The organism is uncultured Stenotrophomonas sp. (genome assembly GCF_963519925.1).
Taxonomy (GTDB): Bacteria; Pseudomonadota; Gammaproteobacteria; order Xanthomonadales; family Xanthomonadaceae; genus Stenotrophomonas; species Stenotrophomonas maltophilia_AE.
In genome coordinates this window covers 1-16940 of sequence record NZ_CAUQPH010000077.1, presented here as the reverse complement: position 1 = coordinate 16940, position 16940 = coordinate 1, and the positions used below count along the sequence as shown (strand labels likewise).

Annotated in this window: 16 protein-coding genes; 3 read left to right on the top strand and 13 right to left on the bottom strand. The window is 65.9% G+C overall.

The window, feature by feature from the left end; translation table 11 throughout:
- The first annotated feature begins 113 nt into the window (after positions 1-113).
- Together RWO33_RS13445 and RWO33_RS13440 are read left to right on the top strand one after the other, a co-directional pair.
- Positions 114-1457, top strand: coding sequence for a sigma-54 dependent transcriptional regulator (locus RWO33_RS13445; protein WP_314105425.1), 1344 nt, complete (start codon positions 114-116; stop codon positions 1455-1457).
- Complete coding sequence (locus RWO33_RS13440; RefSeq protein ID WP_314105424.1) at positions 1454-2809, top strand: HAMP domain-containing sensor histidine kinase; 1356 nt, start codon at positions 1454-1456, stop codon at positions 2807-2809. Before RWO33_RS13445 ends, RWO33_RS13440 begins: the two co-directional genes overlap by 4 nt.
- 132 nt (positions 2810-2941) lie before the next feature.
- On the opposite strand, the gene glmU is transcribed toward RWO33_RS13440, so the two are convergent.
- The 10 genes from glmU to RWO33_RS13390 form a co-directional block, all read right to left on the bottom strand.
- Positions 2942-4306 carry a bifunctional UDP-N-acetylglucosamine diphosphorylase/glucosamine-1-phosphate N-acetyltransferase GlmU gene (gene glmU / locus RWO33_RS13435; RefSeq protein WP_145479119.1) on the bottom strand — a complete coding sequence of 455 codons (1365 nt, stop codon included), beginning with the start codon at positions 4304-4306 and terminating at the stop codon, positions 2942-2944.
- 164 nt (positions 4307-4470) lie between these two features.
- Positions 4471-4893, bottom strand: a complete 423-nt coding sequence (locus RWO33_RS13430) for a F0F1 ATP synthase subunit epsilon (RefSeq protein ID WP_145479118.1) — start codon at positions 4891-4893, stop codon at positions 4471-4473.
- A 2-nt stretch (positions 4894-4895) separates the two neighbouring features.
- Positions 4896-6302, bottom strand: coding sequence for a F0F1 ATP synthase subunit beta (gene atpD, locus RWO33_RS13425; protein WP_102945925.1), 1407 nt, complete (start codon positions 6300-6302; stop codon positions 4896-4898).
- A gap of 38 nt (positions 6303-6340) precedes the next feature.
- Positions 6341-7204, bottom strand: coding sequence for a F0F1 ATP synthase subunit gamma (gene atpG, locus RWO33_RS13420; protein ID WP_102945926.1), 864 nt, complete (start codon positions 7202-7204; stop codon positions 6341-6343).
- An 80-nt stretch (positions 7205-7284) separates the two neighbouring features.
- On the bottom strand, positions 7285-8832 hold the full coding sequence (atpA, locus tag RWO33_RS13415) for a F0F1 ATP synthase subunit alpha (protein WP_145479117.1): 1548 nt from the start codon (positions 8830-8832) through the stop codon (positions 7285-7287).
- 44 nt (positions 8833-8876) lie between these two features.
- Positions 8877-9404, bottom strand: coding sequence for a F0F1 ATP synthase subunit delta (locus tag RWO33_RS13410; protein ID WP_145479116.1), 528 nt, complete (start codon positions 9402-9404; stop codon positions 8877-8879).
- A gap of 3 nt (positions 9405-9407) precedes the next feature.
- On the bottom strand, positions 9408-9878 hold the full coding sequence (locus RWO33_RS13405) for a F0F1 ATP synthase subunit B (protein ID WP_070208722.1): 471 nt from the start codon (positions 9876-9878) through the stop codon (positions 9408-9410).
- Between the two features lie 111 nt (positions 9879-9989).
- Positions 9990-10289 carry a F0F1 ATP synthase subunit C gene (gene atpE / locus RWO33_RS13400; protein ID WP_145479115.1) on the bottom strand — a complete coding sequence of 100 codons (300 nt, stop codon included), beginning with the start codon at positions 10287-10289 and terminating at the stop codon, positions 9990-9992.
- A gap of 63 nt (positions 10290-10352) precedes the next feature.
- Positions 10353-11147, bottom strand: coding sequence for a F0F1 ATP synthase subunit A (gene atpB, locus RWO33_RS13395; protein WP_145479114.1), 795 nt, complete (start codon positions 11145-11147; stop codon positions 10353-10355).
- 31 nt (positions 11148-11178) lie between these two features.
- Entirely contained in the window at positions 11179-11547 is a 369-nt protein-coding gene (locus RWO33_RS13390; RefSeq protein WP_171966783.1) for a hypothetical protein, read from the bottom strand.
- 509 nt (positions 11548-12056) lie between these two features.
- On the opposite strand from RWO33_RS13390, the gene RWO33_RS13385 reads away from it, so the two are divergent.
- Positions 12057-12872, top strand: a complete 816-nt coding sequence (locus RWO33_RS13385) for a hypothetical protein (protein ID WP_145479113.1) — start codon at positions 12057-12059, stop codon at positions 12870-12872.
- Between the two features lie 113 nt (positions 12873-12985).
- On the opposite strand, the gene lpdA is transcribed toward RWO33_RS13385, so the two are convergent.
- The 3 genes from lpdA to aceF all read right to left on the bottom strand — a co-directional run.
- Positions 12986-14794 carry a dihydrolipoyl dehydrogenase gene (lpdA, locus tag RWO33_RS13380; protein ID WP_314105416.1) on the bottom strand — a complete coding sequence of 603 codons (1809 nt, stop codon included), beginning with the start codon at positions 14792-14794 and terminating at the stop codon, positions 12986-12988.
- A gap of 17 nt (positions 14795-14811) precedes the next feature.
- Positions 14812-15426: a hypothetical protein gene (locus RWO33_RS13375; RefSeq protein ID WP_314105427.1), complete on the bottom strand. Its 615-nt coding sequence runs from the start codon at positions 15424-15426 to the stop codon at positions 14812-14814.
- Positions 15427-15503: 77 nt separating this feature from the next.
- Positions 15504-16940 (bottom strand): dihydrolipoyllysine-residue acetyltransferase (aceF, locus tag RWO33_RS13370; protein WP_314105413.1); only part of this gene is annotated, 1437 nt, incomplete at its 5' end.

Here is a 16940-nt window from a genome sequence, read left to right as displayed (position 1 = left end):
CGCCGCGCCCGCCGGCGCCGCCGGAACGCCCGTAAGCCGCGTGCCGGGCCCACCCTGCCGGTGGGCCCGGCGCTCGGGTACTCTCTGCCTACTCCCCGGTCCTTCGCTGCCGCATGCCCTCGATCCTGATCATTGACGACAACGCCAGCGTGGCCACCGCGTTGGAGGTGCTGTTCTCGCTGCACGACATCGAGGCCGTGCACGCGCTGTCGCCGGACGCGGGGTTGGCGGTGCTGGAGCAGCAGCCGGTCGACCTGGTGATCCAGGACATGAATTTCACCGAGGACACCACCTCGGGTGAAGAAGGCGAAGCCCTCTTCCAGCAGATCCGCGCGCGCCACCCCGACCTGCCGGTGATCCTGCTCACCGCCTGGACCCACCTGAGCAGCGCGGTGGACCTGGTCAAGGCCGGTGCCGCCGACTACCTGGCCAAACCCTGGGACGACCGCAAGCTGCTGACCACGGTCAACAACCTGCTGGAACTGTCCGAAGCCCGGAACGAACTGGACCGCCGCCGGGCCCGCGAACAACGCGACCGCACCGCGCTGGAAGCCCGCTACGACCTGCGTGGCGCGGTGGTGGCCGACCCGGCCAGCGAACGCGTGGTCAACCTGGCCTGCCAGGTCGCGCGCTCGGAGCTGCCGGTGCTGATCACCGGGCCCAACGGCGCAGGCAAGGAAAAGATCGCCGAGATTATCCAGGCCAATTCGCTGGTGGCCAGGGGGCCGTTCGTGGCGCTCAACTGCGGCGCCATTCCGGCCGAGCTGATCGAGGCCGAACTGTTCGGCAGCGAAGCCGGCGCCTACACCGGCGCCAACAAGGCGCGCGAGGGCAAGTTCGAGGCCGCCGACGGCGGCACCCTGTTCCTCGATGAGATCGGCAACCTGTCGCTGGGCGGCCAGATGAAGCTGCTGCGCGTGCTGGAAACCGGCCGCTTCGAACGACTGGGCTCCAACCGCGAACGCCAGGTCAAGGTACGCGTGATCAGTGCGACCAATGCCGACCTGCCGTCGATGATCCGCGACGGGCAATTCCGCGAAGACCTGTACTACCGCCTCAATACCGTCGAGCTGGCGCTGCCACCGCTGGCCGAACGCCCGGGCGACATCCTGCCGCTCGCCGAGCGCTTCCTGGGCGATGGCAAGCCGTTGTCCAGCGCCGCCGCCAGCGCGTTGCAGCGACATGCATGGCCGGGCAACGTGCGCGAGCTGCGCAACGTGATCCAGCGCGCCGGCCTGCTCGCGCAGGGCGCGCGCATCGAAGTGGCCGACCTCAACCTGCCGCGCGCAGCCGCCGCACCGCGCGCCGCCGTGCCGGGCGCAGACCCCGACCGCAGCCGGATCGAATCGGCCCTGTCGCACAGCCACGGCATCATTGCCCAGGCCGCCGCCGAACTTGGGCTGAGCCGGCAGGCGTTGTATCGGCGCATGGATCGCTACGGCATTCCGCGCGAATGAAGCGCACCTCGTTTACCTTCCGCCTGTTCCTGCGCCTGCTGCCAGTGCTGGCATTGGCTGCGGCAGGGCCGTGGCTGCTGGCTTACTGGATGGACCAGGGCTGGCTGGTGACGCTGGTATCCAGCGTGCTGCTGCTGGCCCTGATGTGGTGGACCCTGCGCCGCGCCACCGCCCCGGTGCGCTCGCTGCTGCGGGCACTGGCCGGCACGACCAGTTCCTACCGCGACGGCGAATACAATTTCAGCGTGTACTGGCCCGGCAACGACGAGCTTGGCGATCTGGTGCAGGCCCATCGTGAACTGGGCGACGTGCTGCGGGAGCAGCGCCAGGGCCTGGTGCAGCGCGAGCTGCTGCTGGACACCATGGTGCAGAACACGCCGGTGTCGATGCTGCTGCTGGCCAATGGCGGCGACGGCGTACAGCGCGTGGTGTTTTCCAACCTGGCCGCGCGCAAGCTGCTGCACAACGGCTGGAAGCTGGAAGGCCAGGCCGTGCAGCAGGTATTGCAGACCATGCCGGTGGAGCTGCGAGACGCGATCGAGCGCGGTGGCGACAGCCTGTTCGCGGTGCGAGGCCCCGGTGATGAAGCCGAAGATGGCGATGAAGACGACGAGCAGGTCTACCACCTGTCGCGGCGCAATTTCCACCTCAACGGGCGCCCCCACGGCCTGCTGCTGATCCGCCTGCTGACCGCCGAACTTCGCCGCCAGGAAGTGCAGACCTGGAAGAAGGTGATCCGGGTGATCAGCCACGAGCTCAACAACTCGCTGGCGCCGATTGCCTCGCTGGCGCACTCCGGTGGCGAGCTGGTGCGACGCGGGAGGACCGAGCGGCTGGAGGAAGTGTTTTCCACCATCGAAGAGCGCTCACGACACCTGGAGGGTTTCATCCGGGGGTATGCGCGCTTTGCCAAGCTGCCGCAGCCGCAGTTGCAGAACGTGCAGTGGAAGCAGTTCCTGGGCGGGCTGCAGATGCAGATTCCATTCCGCATGGCAGAGATTCCCGACGACCTGCAGGGCCGCGTCGACATCGCGCAGCTCGGCCAGGCGCTGCTGAACCTGCTCAAGAACGCGCATGAGGCGTGCAGCGAAGCCGAACCGCCGAACGACGATGTCGAACTGCGCCTGACCCGGCTGCCGCAGTGGCTGCGGATCGAAGTGCTGGACCGCGGCAAGGGCATGAACGAGGCGGTGCTGCAGAACGCGCTGATGCCGTTCTATTCGACCAAGCGCAATGGCACCGGACTGGGCCTGGCGCTGACCCGCGAGATCGTCGAGGCGCATGGCGGCCGCGTGTCGCTGCAGAACCGCCGGGAAGGCGGGTTGTGCGTGGCGATCTTTTTGCCGGGGTGATGGGTTTGCCTGGGCCGGCCAACGGCCGGCGCTACGAATTTTTACGGGCCCATCGGGATATGGGTCAATCAACCATGGGCGTCGGATACGCCGCGGTAGCGCCGGCCGTTGGCCGGCCAACGCGCTGCCCGGTTACTTCTTCACCGGTCGGTGCCAGCCATCAATGGTTTCCTGGCGCACGCGTGCCAGCGTCAACTTGCCTTCCGGCGCGTTGCGGGTAATCACCGAACCGGCAGCGATGGTCGCCCCGTCGCCAATGGTCACCGGCGCCACCAGCGAACTGTTCGAGCCGATGAAGGCGTTGTCGCCAATCGTGGTCTGCGACTTGTTCACCCCGTCGTAATTGCAGGTGATGGTGCCGGCGCCGATGTTGACCTTGCTGCCGATCACCGCATCGCCAAGGTAGGTCAGATGGTTGGCCTTGCTGCCCACGCCCAGGCGGACCTTCTTGGTTTCAACGAAATTGCCCACGTGCGTGCCGTCGGCCAGCACGGTACCCGGGCGCAGGCGGGCGAACGGGCCGATGTCGGCGGCACCTTCGCTGACCACGCCTTCCAGGTCGCAGTGCGGCTTGACCACCGTGCCGGCGGCCAGCTTCACGTCCTTGAGCCGGGTGAAGGGGCCGATGCTGACCCCGTCGCCCAGTTCCACGGTGCCTTCCAGGATCACGTTGACGTCGATCTGCACGTCGCGGCCCACCGTGACCGTGCCACGGATGTCCAGCCGCGCCGGATCGATCACGCGCGCGCCCTGCGTGCACAGCGCGCGCACCTCGCGCAGCTGCCACGCGCGTTCGAGCTGGGAAAGCTGCCACGGATCGTTGGCGCCCTCGGCTTCCTGCGCGTCGGCGACGAAGGCCATGTCGGCCGGGGTGTAGTCGGCCGCGGCCGAGGCGAACACATCGGTCAGGTAGTACTCGCCCTGCGCATTGCTGTTGGACAGCTGCGAGAGCCAGGTGCGCAGCGCGGTGGCATCGGCGGTGATGATGCCGGTGTTGATGGTGCGGATCGCCAGCTGTTCCTCCGTGGCATCCTTCTGCTCCACGATCGCGCCGACCTTGCCCTCGGCATTGCGCACGATGCGGCCGTAGCCGGTGGGGTTGAGCATGTCCGCCACCAGCACCGCCAGCCGCCCGGGTTGGGACAGCAGGTGCTGCAGGGTATCGAGCCGGATCAGCGGCACGTCGCCGTACAGCACCAGTACCCGGGCCGCGTCGGGCACCTGCGGCATGGCCTGCTGCACGGCATGGCCGGTCCCCAGCTGCTCGCGCTGCTCGGCCCACTGCAGGTCGGGCTGGTCGGCGAACGCCGCGCGCACCGCCTCACCGCCGTGGCCGTACACCACGTGGATGGCAGCCGGCTGCAGCTGGCGTGCGGTATCGATCACATGCGCCAGCATCGGCCGGCCGGCAATCGGCTGCAGCACCTTGGGCAGGACCGACTTCATGCGCTTGCCAGCGCCGGCGGCGAGGATGATGACGTGCAGGGCTTGGGTCATGGGGGCAATGAAGCGCGATCGGTGAGGATGACTGCGATTCTAGAACGCATGCCGTCAACATGGTGGCTTTCCGCGAAGACCATCGCCCGCCTCGGATCTGCCGGACCCAAAAACAACAACGCCGGCAGAAGCCGGCGTTGTCGTTGTGCAGCAGTAGCAGGATGTCAGTGCTTGAGGGTCTTGCGCAGGCGCTCCAGCGCCTGCAGCTGGACCACCGCTTCGGCCAGCTTCTGCTGGGCTTCGGCCACTTCCATCGCCTCGCCACGGTTGGCCAGGATGCGCTCGGCTTCTTCCTTGGCCTTACGGACCGCGGATTCGTCGATGTCCTGCGCGCGGATCGCGGTGTCGGCCAGCACGGTCACGACCTGCGGCTGCACCTCGAGGATGCCGCCGGAGATGGCGAAGTCCAGCTGCTCGCCATTCTGCAGGGTGACCACCACCTTGCCCGGCTTCAACCGGGTGATCAGCGGAGCGTGCTTGGGCGCGATGCCCAGTTCGCCGAGCTCACCCGTAGCCACGACCAGAGTCGCTTCACCACGGAAGATTTCCTGCTCGGCGCTGACGATGTCGCAACGGATGGTGCTCATGATCAGGCCTTCTCAGCCATCTTCTTGGCCTTCTCGACCGCTTCTTCGATGCTGCCGACCATGTAGAACGCCTGCTCCGGCAGGTGGTCGTATTCGCCGTCGACGATGGCCTTGAAGCCGCGGATGGTGTCCTTCAGCGACACGTACTTGCCCGGCGAGCCGGTGAACACTTCGGCCACGTGGAACGGCTGGCTGAAGAAGCGCTCGATCTTGCGGGCGCGCGACACGGCCTGCTTGTCTTCTTCGGACAGTTCGTCCATGCCCAGGATGGCGATGATGTCCTTCAGTTCCTTGTACTTCTGCAGGGTCTGCTGGACGCGCTGGGCGGTGTCGTAGTGCTCGTGGCCGATGACCAGCGGGTCCATCTGGCGGCTGGTCGAGTCCAGCGGATCCACGGCCGGGTAGATACCCAGCGAGGCGATCGAACGCGACAGGGTCACGGTCGAATCCAGGTGGGCGAAGGTGGTTGCCGGCGACGGGTCGGTCAAGTCATCGGCCGGCACGTAGACGGCCTGGATCGAGGTGATCGAGCCGTTCTTGGTCGAGGTGATGCGCTCCTGCAGGACGCCCATTTCCTCGGCCAGGGTCGGCTGGTAACCCACGGCCGACGGCATGCGGCCCAGCAGTGCCGACACTTCGGTACCGGCCAGGGTGTAGCGGTAGATGTTGTCGACGAACAGCAGCACGTCCTTGCCCTTGCCGTTTTCGTCCTTCTCGTCGCGGAAGTATTCCGCCATGGTCAGGCCGGTCAACGCGACGCGCAGGCGGTTGCCCGGCGGCTCGTTCATCTGGCCGTACACCATCGCGACCTTGTCCAGGACGTTGGAGTCCTTCATCTCGTGGTAGAAGTCGTTGCCCTCACGGGTACGCTCACCCACGCCGGCGAACACGGACAGACCGCTGTGCGCCTTGGCGATGTTGTTGATCAGCTCCATCATGTTGACGGTCTTGCCGACGCCGGCGCCGCCGAACAGGCCGACCTTGCCGCCCTTGGCGAACGGGCACATCAGGTCGATGACCTTGATGCCGGTTTCCAGCAGCTCGGTGGCCGGGGACTGGTCTTCGTACGACGGGGCTTCGCGATGGATTTCCCAGCTGTCGCTGGCAACCACCGGGCCGGCTTCGTCGATCGGGCGACCCAGCACGTCCATGATGCGGCCCAGGGTGCCTGCACCCACCGGCACCGAGATGGCGCGGTTGGTGTTGGTGGCGACCAGGTTGCGCTTCAGGCCGTCGGTGGAGCCCAGCGCGATGCAACGGACCACGCCGTCGCCGAGCTGCTGCTGCACTTCCAGCGTGATTTCGGTGTTGTCCACCTTCAGTGCGTCATACACCTTCGGCACCGACTCGCGGGGGAATTCCACGTCGACGACGGCGCCGATGATCTGAACGATCTTGCCCTGACTCATTGCTGCATCCTCTAATTAAATGCTTTTGACTGTGCGCGTCAGACTGCTGCCGCGCCGCCGACGATTTCGGAGATTTCCTGGGTGATCGCTGCCTGGCGCGCCTTGTTGTAGACCAGCTGCAGGGTTCCGATCAGCTTGTTGGCGTTGTCACTGGCCGACTTCATCGCCACCATGCGCGCGGCATGCTCGGAGGCAACGTTTTCCAGCACGGCCTGGTACACCAGCGATTCCACGTAACGCGTCATCACGTGCTCGAGCACGGTGGCGGCGTCGGGTTCGTACAGGTAGTCCCAGTCATGGTGCGCAACCTGCTTCTCGGCCGCCGGCAACGGCAGCAGCTGGTCGAAGCTGGCTTTCTGCACCATCGTGTTGATGAAGCGGTTGTAGACCAGGTACACGCGGTCGACCTTGCCTTCGGTGAAGGCGTCGAGCATGACCTTGATCACGCCGATCAGCTGTTCCAGGTGCGGCACGTCGCCCATGTGGGTAACGCTGCCGACCATGTTGACCTTGACCCGGCGGAAGAAGGTGGACGCCTTCTGGCCGATGGTCACCACGTCGATCTCGGCGCCCTTTTCCTGGTACTGGCGGACTTCGCCCAGCATCTTGCGGAACAGGTTGTTGTTCAGGCCGCCGGCCAGGCCGCGGTCGGACGAGATCACGATGTAGCCGACCCGCTTGACCTCGTCACGCTGGACCAGGAACGGATGCTGGTAATCGGTGCTGGCCTGGGCCAGGTGGCCGATCACCTGCTTCATCGCCTGCGCATACGGACGCGAGGTCTTCATGCGATCCTGCGCCTTGCGGATCTTGGAGGCCGACACCATCTCCAGCGCGCGGGTCACCTTGCGGGTGTTCTGCACGCTCTTGATCTTGGTTTTGATTTCGCGACCGCTAGCCATCTCTTATTCCCGTAGAGCGGGGCTCTGCCCCGCTACCTTCAACGGTGAAGCGAGGCCGAAGGCCCCGCCACACATTCGTCTTACCAGCTGCCGGTGGTCTTGAACTCGGAGATGCCCTTCTTGAAGGCCGCTTCGATGTCGTTGTCCCAACCGCCGGTGGCGTTGACCTTGCCGATCAGTTCGCCCTGGGTGTTGGCGAAGTGCGCGTGCAGGCCTTCTTCGAAGGCCAGCAGCTTGTTGACCGGCACGTCGTCGAGGTAACCCTCGTTGACGGCGTAGATCGACAGCGCCTGGTTGGCGATCGACATCGGGGCGTACTGCTTCTGCTTCATCAGCTCGGTGACGCGCTGACCGCGCTCGAGCTGCTTGCGGGTGGCTTCGTCCAGGTCCGAAGCGAACTGCGCGAACGCAGCCAGCTCGCGGTACTGGGCCAGCGAGATGCGGATGCCGCCCGACAGCTTCTTGATGATCTTGGTCTGGGCCGCACCACCGACGCGCGACACCGAGATACCGGCGTTCACGGCCGGGCGGATGCCCGAGTTGAACAGGTCGGTTTCCAGGAAGATCTGGCCGTCGGTGATCGAGATCACGTTGGTCGGCACGAACGCCGAGACGTCGCCGGCCTGGGTTTCGATGATCGGCAGGGCGGTCAGCGAACCGGTCTTGCCCTTCACTTCACCCTTGGTGAACTGCTCGACGTACTCTTCCGAAACGCGGGCCGCACGTTCCAGCAGGCGCGAGTGCAGGTAGAACACGTCGCCCGGGTAGGCTTCACGGCCCGGCGGGCGCTTCAGCAGCAGCGAGATCTGGCGGTAGGCCACGGCCTGCTTGGACAGGTCGTCGTACACGATCAGGGCATCCTGGCCGCGGTCCATGAAGTACTCACCCATGGTGCAGCCCGAGTAGGCGCTGATGTACTGCATGGCAGCCGACTCGGAGGCGGTGGCGGCCACGACCACGGTGTGGGCCAGGGCGCCGTTCTCTTCCAGCTTGCGCACGATGTTGGCCACGGTCGAAGCCTTCTGGCCGATCGCGACGTACACGCACTTGATGCCGGTGTCCTTCTGGTTGATCACCGCATCGATGGCCAGGGCGGTCTTGCCGGTCTGGCGGTCACCGATGACCAGCTCGCGCTGGCCACGGCCGATCGGGATCATCGAGTCGACCGACTTGTAACCGGTCTGCACCGGCTGGTCGACCGACTTGCGCCAGATCACGCCCGGCGCAACGCGCTCCACCGGCGCGGTCAGCTGGGCCGCGATCGGGCCCTTGCCGTCGATCGGCTCGCCGAGCGCGTTGACCACGCGGCCGAGCATTTCCGGACCGACCGGCACTTCCAGGATGCGACCGGTGGTCTTGGCCACGTCGCCTTCGCGCAGGTGCTCATAGCCACCCAGGACCACGGCGCCGACCGAATCGCGCTCCAGGTTCAGGGCCAGGGCGAAGGTGTTGTTCGGCAGTTCGATCATTTCGCCCTGCATCACGTCGGCCAGGCCGAAGATGCGCACGATGCCGTCGGACACGCTGGTCACGGTGCCTTCGTTGCGCGATTCCGCGGCCAGCTTGACCTTCTCGATGCGGTTCTTGATCAGTTCGCTGATTTCGGAGGGGTTGAGCGTGGTTGCCATCGTCAAGTCCTAGTGCCGGCGGTCAGGCCGGACGTTAAATGAATTCAGTTAGCGAGCGCGGTCTGCAGGCGCGACAGCTTGCCCTTGAGCGAGCCATCGATCACCACGTCGCCAGCGTCGATCACCGCACCGCCGATCAGCGAAGCGTCGATCGCGGTGGTGATCTCCACGTCTTGGCCGAAGCGCTTGCGCAGCGCGGCCTTGATGGCGTCCAGCTCAGTGGAGGACAGCTCGGCGGCCGAGGTCACCGTGGCCTTGACCACGTGTTCGGCTTCAGCGCGGAGCTGGTCGTACATGCCTGCGATTTCCGGCAGCAGCGGCAGCCGGTGCGCTTCGGCCAGGATGGCCAGGAAGCGACCGAACGACTCGCCCGCCGTTTCCGGGGCCAGCAGCGCGACGGCATCGTCGCGGCCCAGCTCCGGGTTCGACAGCAGGGCCGACACGCGAGGATCGGCGGCTACGTGGGCGGAAAACGCAAGCGCGTCCGACCACGGCGCGAACGTGCCTTCGTCGCGCGCGGTCGCGAACGCGGCGCGGGCATACGGGCGTGCAAGCGTGAGGGCCTGGCTCATCGATCAGATCTCCGAAGCCAGCTCGTCGAGCAGCGCCTTGTGGGCGTTGGCGTCGATTTCGCGCTTGAGCAGCTTTTCGGCACCGGTCACGGCCAGCACGGACACCTGCTTGCGCAGATCTTCGCGGGCACGGTTGGCGGCAGCCTCGATCTCGGCGTGGGCCAGTTCTTTCTGGCGGTTCGCTTCGACGATGGCTTCATTCTTGGCGGCGTCAACGATCTGGTTGGCGCGGGCATGGGCCTGGTCGATGATCTCGTTGGCCTTGGTGCGCGCATCCTTCAGTGCTTCGTTGACCTTTTCCTGCGCCTGGGCCAGATCCTTCTGGCTGCGGTCGGCAGCAGCGAGGCCTTCAGCGATCTTCTGCTGGCGCTCTTCGATGGCGTTCATCAGCGGCGGCCAGATCTTGGTCGCGATGATCCAGATCAGACCGGCGAACGCCAGTGCCTGGGCAACGAGGGTAAAACCGATTTCCATGGGGTTCGCTCAATCTGGGGTGATGGGGTGGAGGCGCCGCAGGAGCGGCGCATCCGTTCCTTCATCCGCGATCAGGCGCTCAAGGCGCCTGATCGTTTCGCTTTCGCTGGATCAGCCAGCAGCCGGCAGACGCGCAACGAATTCAGCGATGGTCGGGTTGGCGAAGGCCAGCAGCAGGCCGACGGCGACCGAGATGATGAACGCGGCGTCGATCAGGCCGGCGGTGATGAACATGCGGACCTGCAGCACCGGGATCAGTTCCGGCTGGCGGGCAGCCGATTCCAGGAACTTACCGGCCATGATGGCCAGACCGAGACCGGCACCCAGCGCGGCCAGGCCGATCATGATGCCGACGGCGAGGACGGTGGAGCTCTGGACTTGGGCGAGGTTGGTCAGGACGGCAAAGTACATGGGTTATCTCCGGAAACTTAAGTTGCTAAGGGTAATGAAACGGATGAAGGGTGAAGCGGAAACTCAGTGAGCGTCTTCCGACAGGCTCAGGTACACGATCGACAGCATCATGAAAATGAATGCCTGCAGCGGAATCACCAGCAGGTGGAACAGCATCCAGCCAAGGCCGAAGGCACCGCCCGCGATGGCGCCCATGATGCCGGCACTGCCCAGCACCCAGATCAGCAGGAACACGATTTCGCCGCCGAACATGTTGCCGAACAGTCGCATCGCCAGCGAGATCGGCTTGCTCAGCCACTCGACGATGTTGAGGATCAGGTTGAACGGCATCATCCACTTGCCGAACGGCGCGGTCAGGAATTCCTTGGTGAAGCCACCCAGGCCCTTGGAACGCAGCGCGAAGAACAGCATCAGGAAGAACACGCTGATCGACATGCCCAGGGTGGCATTGACGTCGGCGGTGGGGACCGGCTTCCAGTACGGCACGCCCAGCGCTTCCAGCGGCATGGCGATGAAGTCGGCCGGGATCATCTTGATGAGGTTCATCAGGAGGATCCAGAAGAAGATCGTGATCGCGATCGGGGTCACCAGCTTGCTGGTGCCGTGGTAGGTGTCCTTGGCCTGGCGGTCGACGAATTCCAGGCAGATCTCCACGAACGCCTGCCACTTGCCCGGCACGCCGGCGGTGGCCTTGCGGGTCGCCATCCAGAAGCCAAACACCATCAACAAACCCATCAGGACCGAAGTCACAATGGTGTCGACGTGAATTGCCCAGAAACCACCTTCCTGCATATGGAACGTCAGGTTGTGCAGGTGATGTTGGATGTAGGAGGTGGGTGTAAGCGCCTCGCCTGCCATGTGTCCGGAACCTTGAGTTAAATAAATTGGATCAGCGCCTGGCCAGAGCCAGGACCTGGAACATCAGTCCGACGGCGATTCCGGCCAGCAGCGCCAGTGCAGGCAGCTTGAAGACCACGAAACCCACCGCCAGGACACCGAATACGAGCGCCCACTTTGCCACCACCGCCAGGATCAGCCGCGACATGGCCGAGCCTGCTGCCTGGACCCCACCCCCCAGCGCCATCCGCGCCGCGACCCAGCCACCCGCCGAAACCGCAACGCCCGATGCGAGCGCCCCGAGGGCGTACTTCGGACCTGCCAGCAGCAGGAAGGCCAAGGCCAGGACAGCCACTGCAGCCAGCGGGTAGACCGCTGCGCGCAGCATCAGTCGCCGACCCGCGTCAACGGAGTTCAGCACACGTATGTCCTGCATGGTTGTGGGAGGAGTGACCGGGGCTGCAACTGCCCATGCCCCGTCGAGCCGCCAAATTATAGCAACGGGACAATTTGCGAGACAACCTGCGCCTGTTCATCCCGGTCGCCGCAAGTTGCTGCATCGCCACAGATTTTACCGGTGGAAGGGGGTCGATGCCGCCAACGCCCCTCCCAATTCATGTCGCGTCGCACCATATTGAACTTTGGTCGCGGATGCCGGTCCCAGAGATGGGCCTGCCGATTCGATCCTCGTCGACGCCCCTGAGCAGGCCCATGCCGGGCGGCCCCGAGCTCTCTCCGGGGCCGCCTTTTTTCCGGGCAGGCCGCATCCGCTACAACGTCGCCCGTTCCAACCAGCGGCCATGCCTGGACGCCGACGGTCACCCGCGGTGCATGAACGGTACACACAATCTCCACCATACGTTCACGAATGGTGGACGCGGCGCTGGGCAGAGTGATTCCACTTCACTGAATCCCTCCAAGGATAGAACGATGCGCCTGCTTCCCCTGCTCGCCTTGCCGCTGGCCATGGCCGCCCTCACCCACGCCACGTCCGCGAGCGCGGCCGAAGGCGATGACCGCTTCGCCCTGCGCGTGGGTGCGATGAACATCGACTCGGACAACACGATCCGGGGCAACACCACGGTGCTCGGCCAGGATGTGGGCTTCTCCGAGGACTTCGGCCTGGGCGGCAAGGAATGGGAGCCGCGCGTCGACGGCCTGTTCCGCATCAGCGACCGCCAGCGCCTGATCTTCAACTACTTCAAGTACGACAAGGACCGCCGCGAGACCCTCAACGAGGGCATCAGCTTCGGCGGCGAAACCGTGCCGGCCGGCAGCTTCGTCAAGGGCGAGCTGAAGTACCAGGTGGCCAGCCTGGTGTACGACTATTCGGTGGTGGACACCGAGAAGTTCGACCTCGGCCTGCAGCTGGGTGCCGAGTACGCCAAGGTCAGCACCACGGCCTACGCGGACCTGGGCACGCTGTACCAGGGTGAGTTCCTCGACGAGAAGGCTGACGGCGTCGCACCGGTGGTGGGCGCACGCTTCACCATCACCCCGTCGGAGAAGTGGATGATCACCGCGCAGGGCCAGTACCTCAATACCGACTGGGGCAACTTCGACGACTACGACGGCGACCTGACCCGCGCCAACGTCATCGTGGATTACAAGTTCACCGACAACTTCGGCCTGTTTGCCGGCTACGACTGGTTCCGTCTCGACGTCGACCAGAGCGGCAGCGATGGCACCATCGGCCTGAAGCAGGAGTTCAAGGGTCCGGTGGCCGGCATCAGCGTTTCGTTCTGATCCAGCCGTTGGCTGGTGTGTTACCGCACGAAAAACCCGGCGAAAGCCGGGTTTTTTGTTGGGTGGCATGCAGCGGACCAGGCATGCAGCGGACTAACAGTCCGCTCTACCCGTCATTTTTTCTTCGGGATGTAGAGGTCGGTGATGGTGCCGTCGTAGATCTCCGCGGCCATCGCCACCGACTCGCTCAGGGTCGGGTGGGCGTGGATGGTGTGGCCGATGTCTTCGGCTTCGGCACCCATTTCAATGGCCAGGCCGATCTCCGCCAGCAGGTCGCCCGCGTGCACGCCGACGATCGCGCCGCCGATGATGCGGTGGGTGTCCTCGTCGAAGATCAGCTTGGTGAAGCCTTCGGTGCGGCCAATGCCGATCGCGCGGCCGCTGGCGGCCCACGGGAACTTGGCTACGCCCACCTTCAGGCCCTGCGCCTTGGCTTCGGTCTCGGTCACGCCGACCCAGGCGATTTCCGGGTTGGTGTAGGCCACCGAGGGAATCACCCGCGCCACCCACTCCTTCTTCTCGCCCGAGGCCACTTCAGCGGCCAGCTTGCCTTCGTGCGTGGCCTTGTGGGCCAGCATCGGGTTGCCGACGATATCGCCGATGGCGAAGATGTGCGGCACGTTGGTGCGCATCTGGCGGTCCACCGGAATGAAGCCACGCTCGGTGACGCCGACGCCGGCCTTCTCCGCGCCGATCTTCTTCCCGTTCGGCGAGCGGCCGACGGCCACCAGAACACGGTCGAAGGTGCCCTGCTCCAGGCCCGGCTTCTCGCCTTCGGCAGCGGCTTCGAAGGTCACGGTGATGCCCTTCTTGTCCGCGCTCACGCCGGAAGCCTTGGTCTTGAGGTGGACCTCGACGCCCTGCTTCTTCAGGCGGTCGGCCAGCGGCTTGACCAGGTCCTTGTCGGCACCCGGCATCAGCTGGTCCATGAACTCCACCACGGTCACCTTGCTACCCAGCGCCGCGTACACGGTCGCCATTTCCAGGCCGATGATGCCGCCACCCACGACCAGCAGCGAGCCGGGAATGTCGGCCAGCTCCAGCGCGTCGGTGGAATCCATCACGCGCGGGTCGTCCCACGGGAAATTCGGCAGCTTCACCGCCTGCGAACCGGCAGCGATGATGCACTGCTGGAAGCGCAGCAGCTGGGTCTTGCCGTCGTCGCCGACGATCTCCAGCTCATTGGCCGAAACGAAGGTCGCCACGCCCTGCACGGTGCGCACCTTGCGCTGCTTGGCCATGCCCGACAGGCCCTTGGTCAGCTGGGTGACCACCTTTTCCTTGTAGCCGCGCAGCTTGTCCAGGGTGATCTTCGGCGCGCTGAACTCCACGCCGAAATCGCCCGCATGGGCCACTTCGTCGATCACCGCTGCCGCATGCAGCAGTGCCTTGGACGGAATGCAGCCCACGTTGAGGCACACACCGCCGAGGCTGGCGTAGCGCTCGATCAGCACGGTGTCCACGCCCAGGTCGGCCGAGCGGAACGCGGCGGTGTAGCCGCCCGGGCCCGCGCCAAGGACCACCATCTGGCATTCGATGTCGGCCGGCTTGCCGCTGGACAGCGCCGGCTGCGGCGCGGTCGGTTCGGCCGGGGCGCGATGCGACGGGGTCACCGGCGGCTTGCTGGCCGGTGCGGCAGCCTTGGCCGGGGCAGCGGCCGGGGCCGCAGGTGCAGCGGCGGCGCCTTCGGCCTCCAGTACCACCACCACCGCGCCTTCGGACAGCGTGTCGCCGAGCTTGACCTTGATTTCCTTGACCACGCCCGCCGCCGAGGACGGCACTTCCAGCGTGGCTTTGTCCGACTCCAGCGTGACCAGGCCCTGGTCCTTCTTCACCGTGTCACCCACGGCGACCAGCACTTCGATCACCGGGACATCGGTGTAATCGCCGATGTCGGGAACCTTGATTTCAATAGCGGCCATTCGTGTTCTCCTGGTGCTCAGCCGGCCTTGCCGCCGAGCAGTTCCTGCAGTTCGTCGAGCGACTCGTCCAGATCCTGCCAGCGACGGTCGAGCTTCTTTTCCTTGGTGTCGCTGGCTTCGATCAGCAGCGCCACCTGTTTCATCATCAGCCTGCCGGCACCGCACTCCCAGCGCGGACCGCTGTAGCGTTCGCCATCCACCTGGAACGACAGCACTTCACCCTCGGTGATCGGGGCCTTGCGGTCGGCAGGCACGCCCGAATCGAGCGCGGTTCGCCAGCTGCGCACCAGGCGCTGGGCGAGCGCGGCCGGGATGGCCACCTGGTACTGGTCCGGTTCCTGGTCCACGCGCAGTTCAACGCCACTGCCGCGCGCACTGTTGTTCCAGTTGTACACGCGCTTGTCGGCCTGGCTGTAGCGCAGGGTCCATTCGCCGTCGCGGGTGCCGGGCAGCAGCGCCACCGCGGTTTCCACCCCGCCCTTGGGCAGCAGGGTCATTGCCAGGCGGGGCTGCGCCTTGCCATGGAAGAGGGTTTCCACGGCCTGGCCGTAGTTGCCCACCGCCGGCGGCCAGCCGTGGCCAAGATCGGTGGTGCACGCGGCCGAGGCGGCCGGCGCAGCGGCGACCAGCACGGCAGCGTAGAGCCGGGCCCTGCCCTGCTGCACGAAACGCTGCCGGGCAGAGCCCGGCACTACCGCGCGGGCCTGCCTCACAGCAGCACGCGCCGCATGTCGGCCAGCACCTGCGACAGGTAGGTGGTGAAGCGTGCGGCCAGCGCACCGTCGATGACCCGGTGGTCGTAGCTCAGCGACAGCGGCAGCATCAGCTTCGGAGCGAATTCCTTGCCGTTCCAGACCGGCTGGATCGAGGACTTGGACACGCCCAGGATGGCCACTTCCGGTGCATTGACGATCGGGGTGAACGCGGTGCCGCCGATGCCGCCCAGCGAGCTGATCGAGAAGCAGCCACCGCTCATGTCGGCCGGGCCCAGCTTGCCGTCGCGCGCCTTCTTGGCCAGCTCGCCGGTTTCCTGCGCGATCTGCACCACGCCCTTCTTGTCCACGTCGCGGATCACCGGCACGACCAGGCCGTTCGGGGTGTCGGCGGCGAAGCCGATGTTGAAGTACTTTTTCAGGGTCAGGTTCTCACCGGCCGCATCCAGCGATGCGTTGAACTCCGGGAACTGCTTGAGCGCGGCGGCGCTGGCCTTGATCAGGAAGGCGAGCATGGTCAGCTTGATGCCGGCCTTCTCGTTCTCCTTGTTCAGCGCCACGCGCAGGCCTTCCAGGTCGGTGATGTCGGCCTGCTCGAACTGGGTGACGTGCGGAATCATCGCCCAGTTGCGTGCCAGGTTGGCGCCCGAGATCTTCTTGATGCGCGACAGCGGCTGGGTCTCGACCTCACCGAACTTGCTGAAGTCGACCTTCGGCCAGGGCAGCAGGTTGAGCCCACCACCAGCGGCGACCGGGCCACCGGCAGCGGCAGTGCCACCGCCGGTCAGCGCCGACTTGACGAACTTCTGAACGTCGGACTTGGTGATGCGGCCCCCCTTCTCGGTGCCGGTCAGCTGGTTGAGGTCCACGCCCAGCTCGCGGGCGAACACGCGCACTGCCGGAGTGGCATAGGGCACCTTGGAAGGCAGCACGCTGTCGGCGTTGAACTGCACCGGCGGGCTGCTCGGGGCACCTGCCGAGGGGGCGCTGGCCATCTCGCGCGCCGCCAGCTTGTCCGGCTCGGCCGGCACGGCGACCGGTTCCACCTTGGTGCCGGTCTCGGCAGCGGCCGGGGCGGCGGCAGCGGCGGCCTGGGTCGGCGCCGGGGCGGCAGCACCCTCGGCTTCGATGATGGCGACCACCTTGCCCTGCGACAGGGTGTCGCCGACCTTGACCTTGATTTCCTTGACCACGCCGGCGACCGACGACGGCACTTCCATGGTGGCCTTGTCCGATTCGAGCGTGACCAGGCCCTGGTCCTTCTTGACCGTGTCGCCCACGGCGACCAGCACTTCGATCACCGGGATGTCGGTGTAGTCGCCAATGTCCGGCACGGTGGCTTCGACAGTACCGCCGCCGGCAGCCGGAGCAGCGGCAGGCGCGCTCTGGGTGGCAGGGGCGGGGGCAGCCGCGGCAGCGGCCTTGGCCGGAGC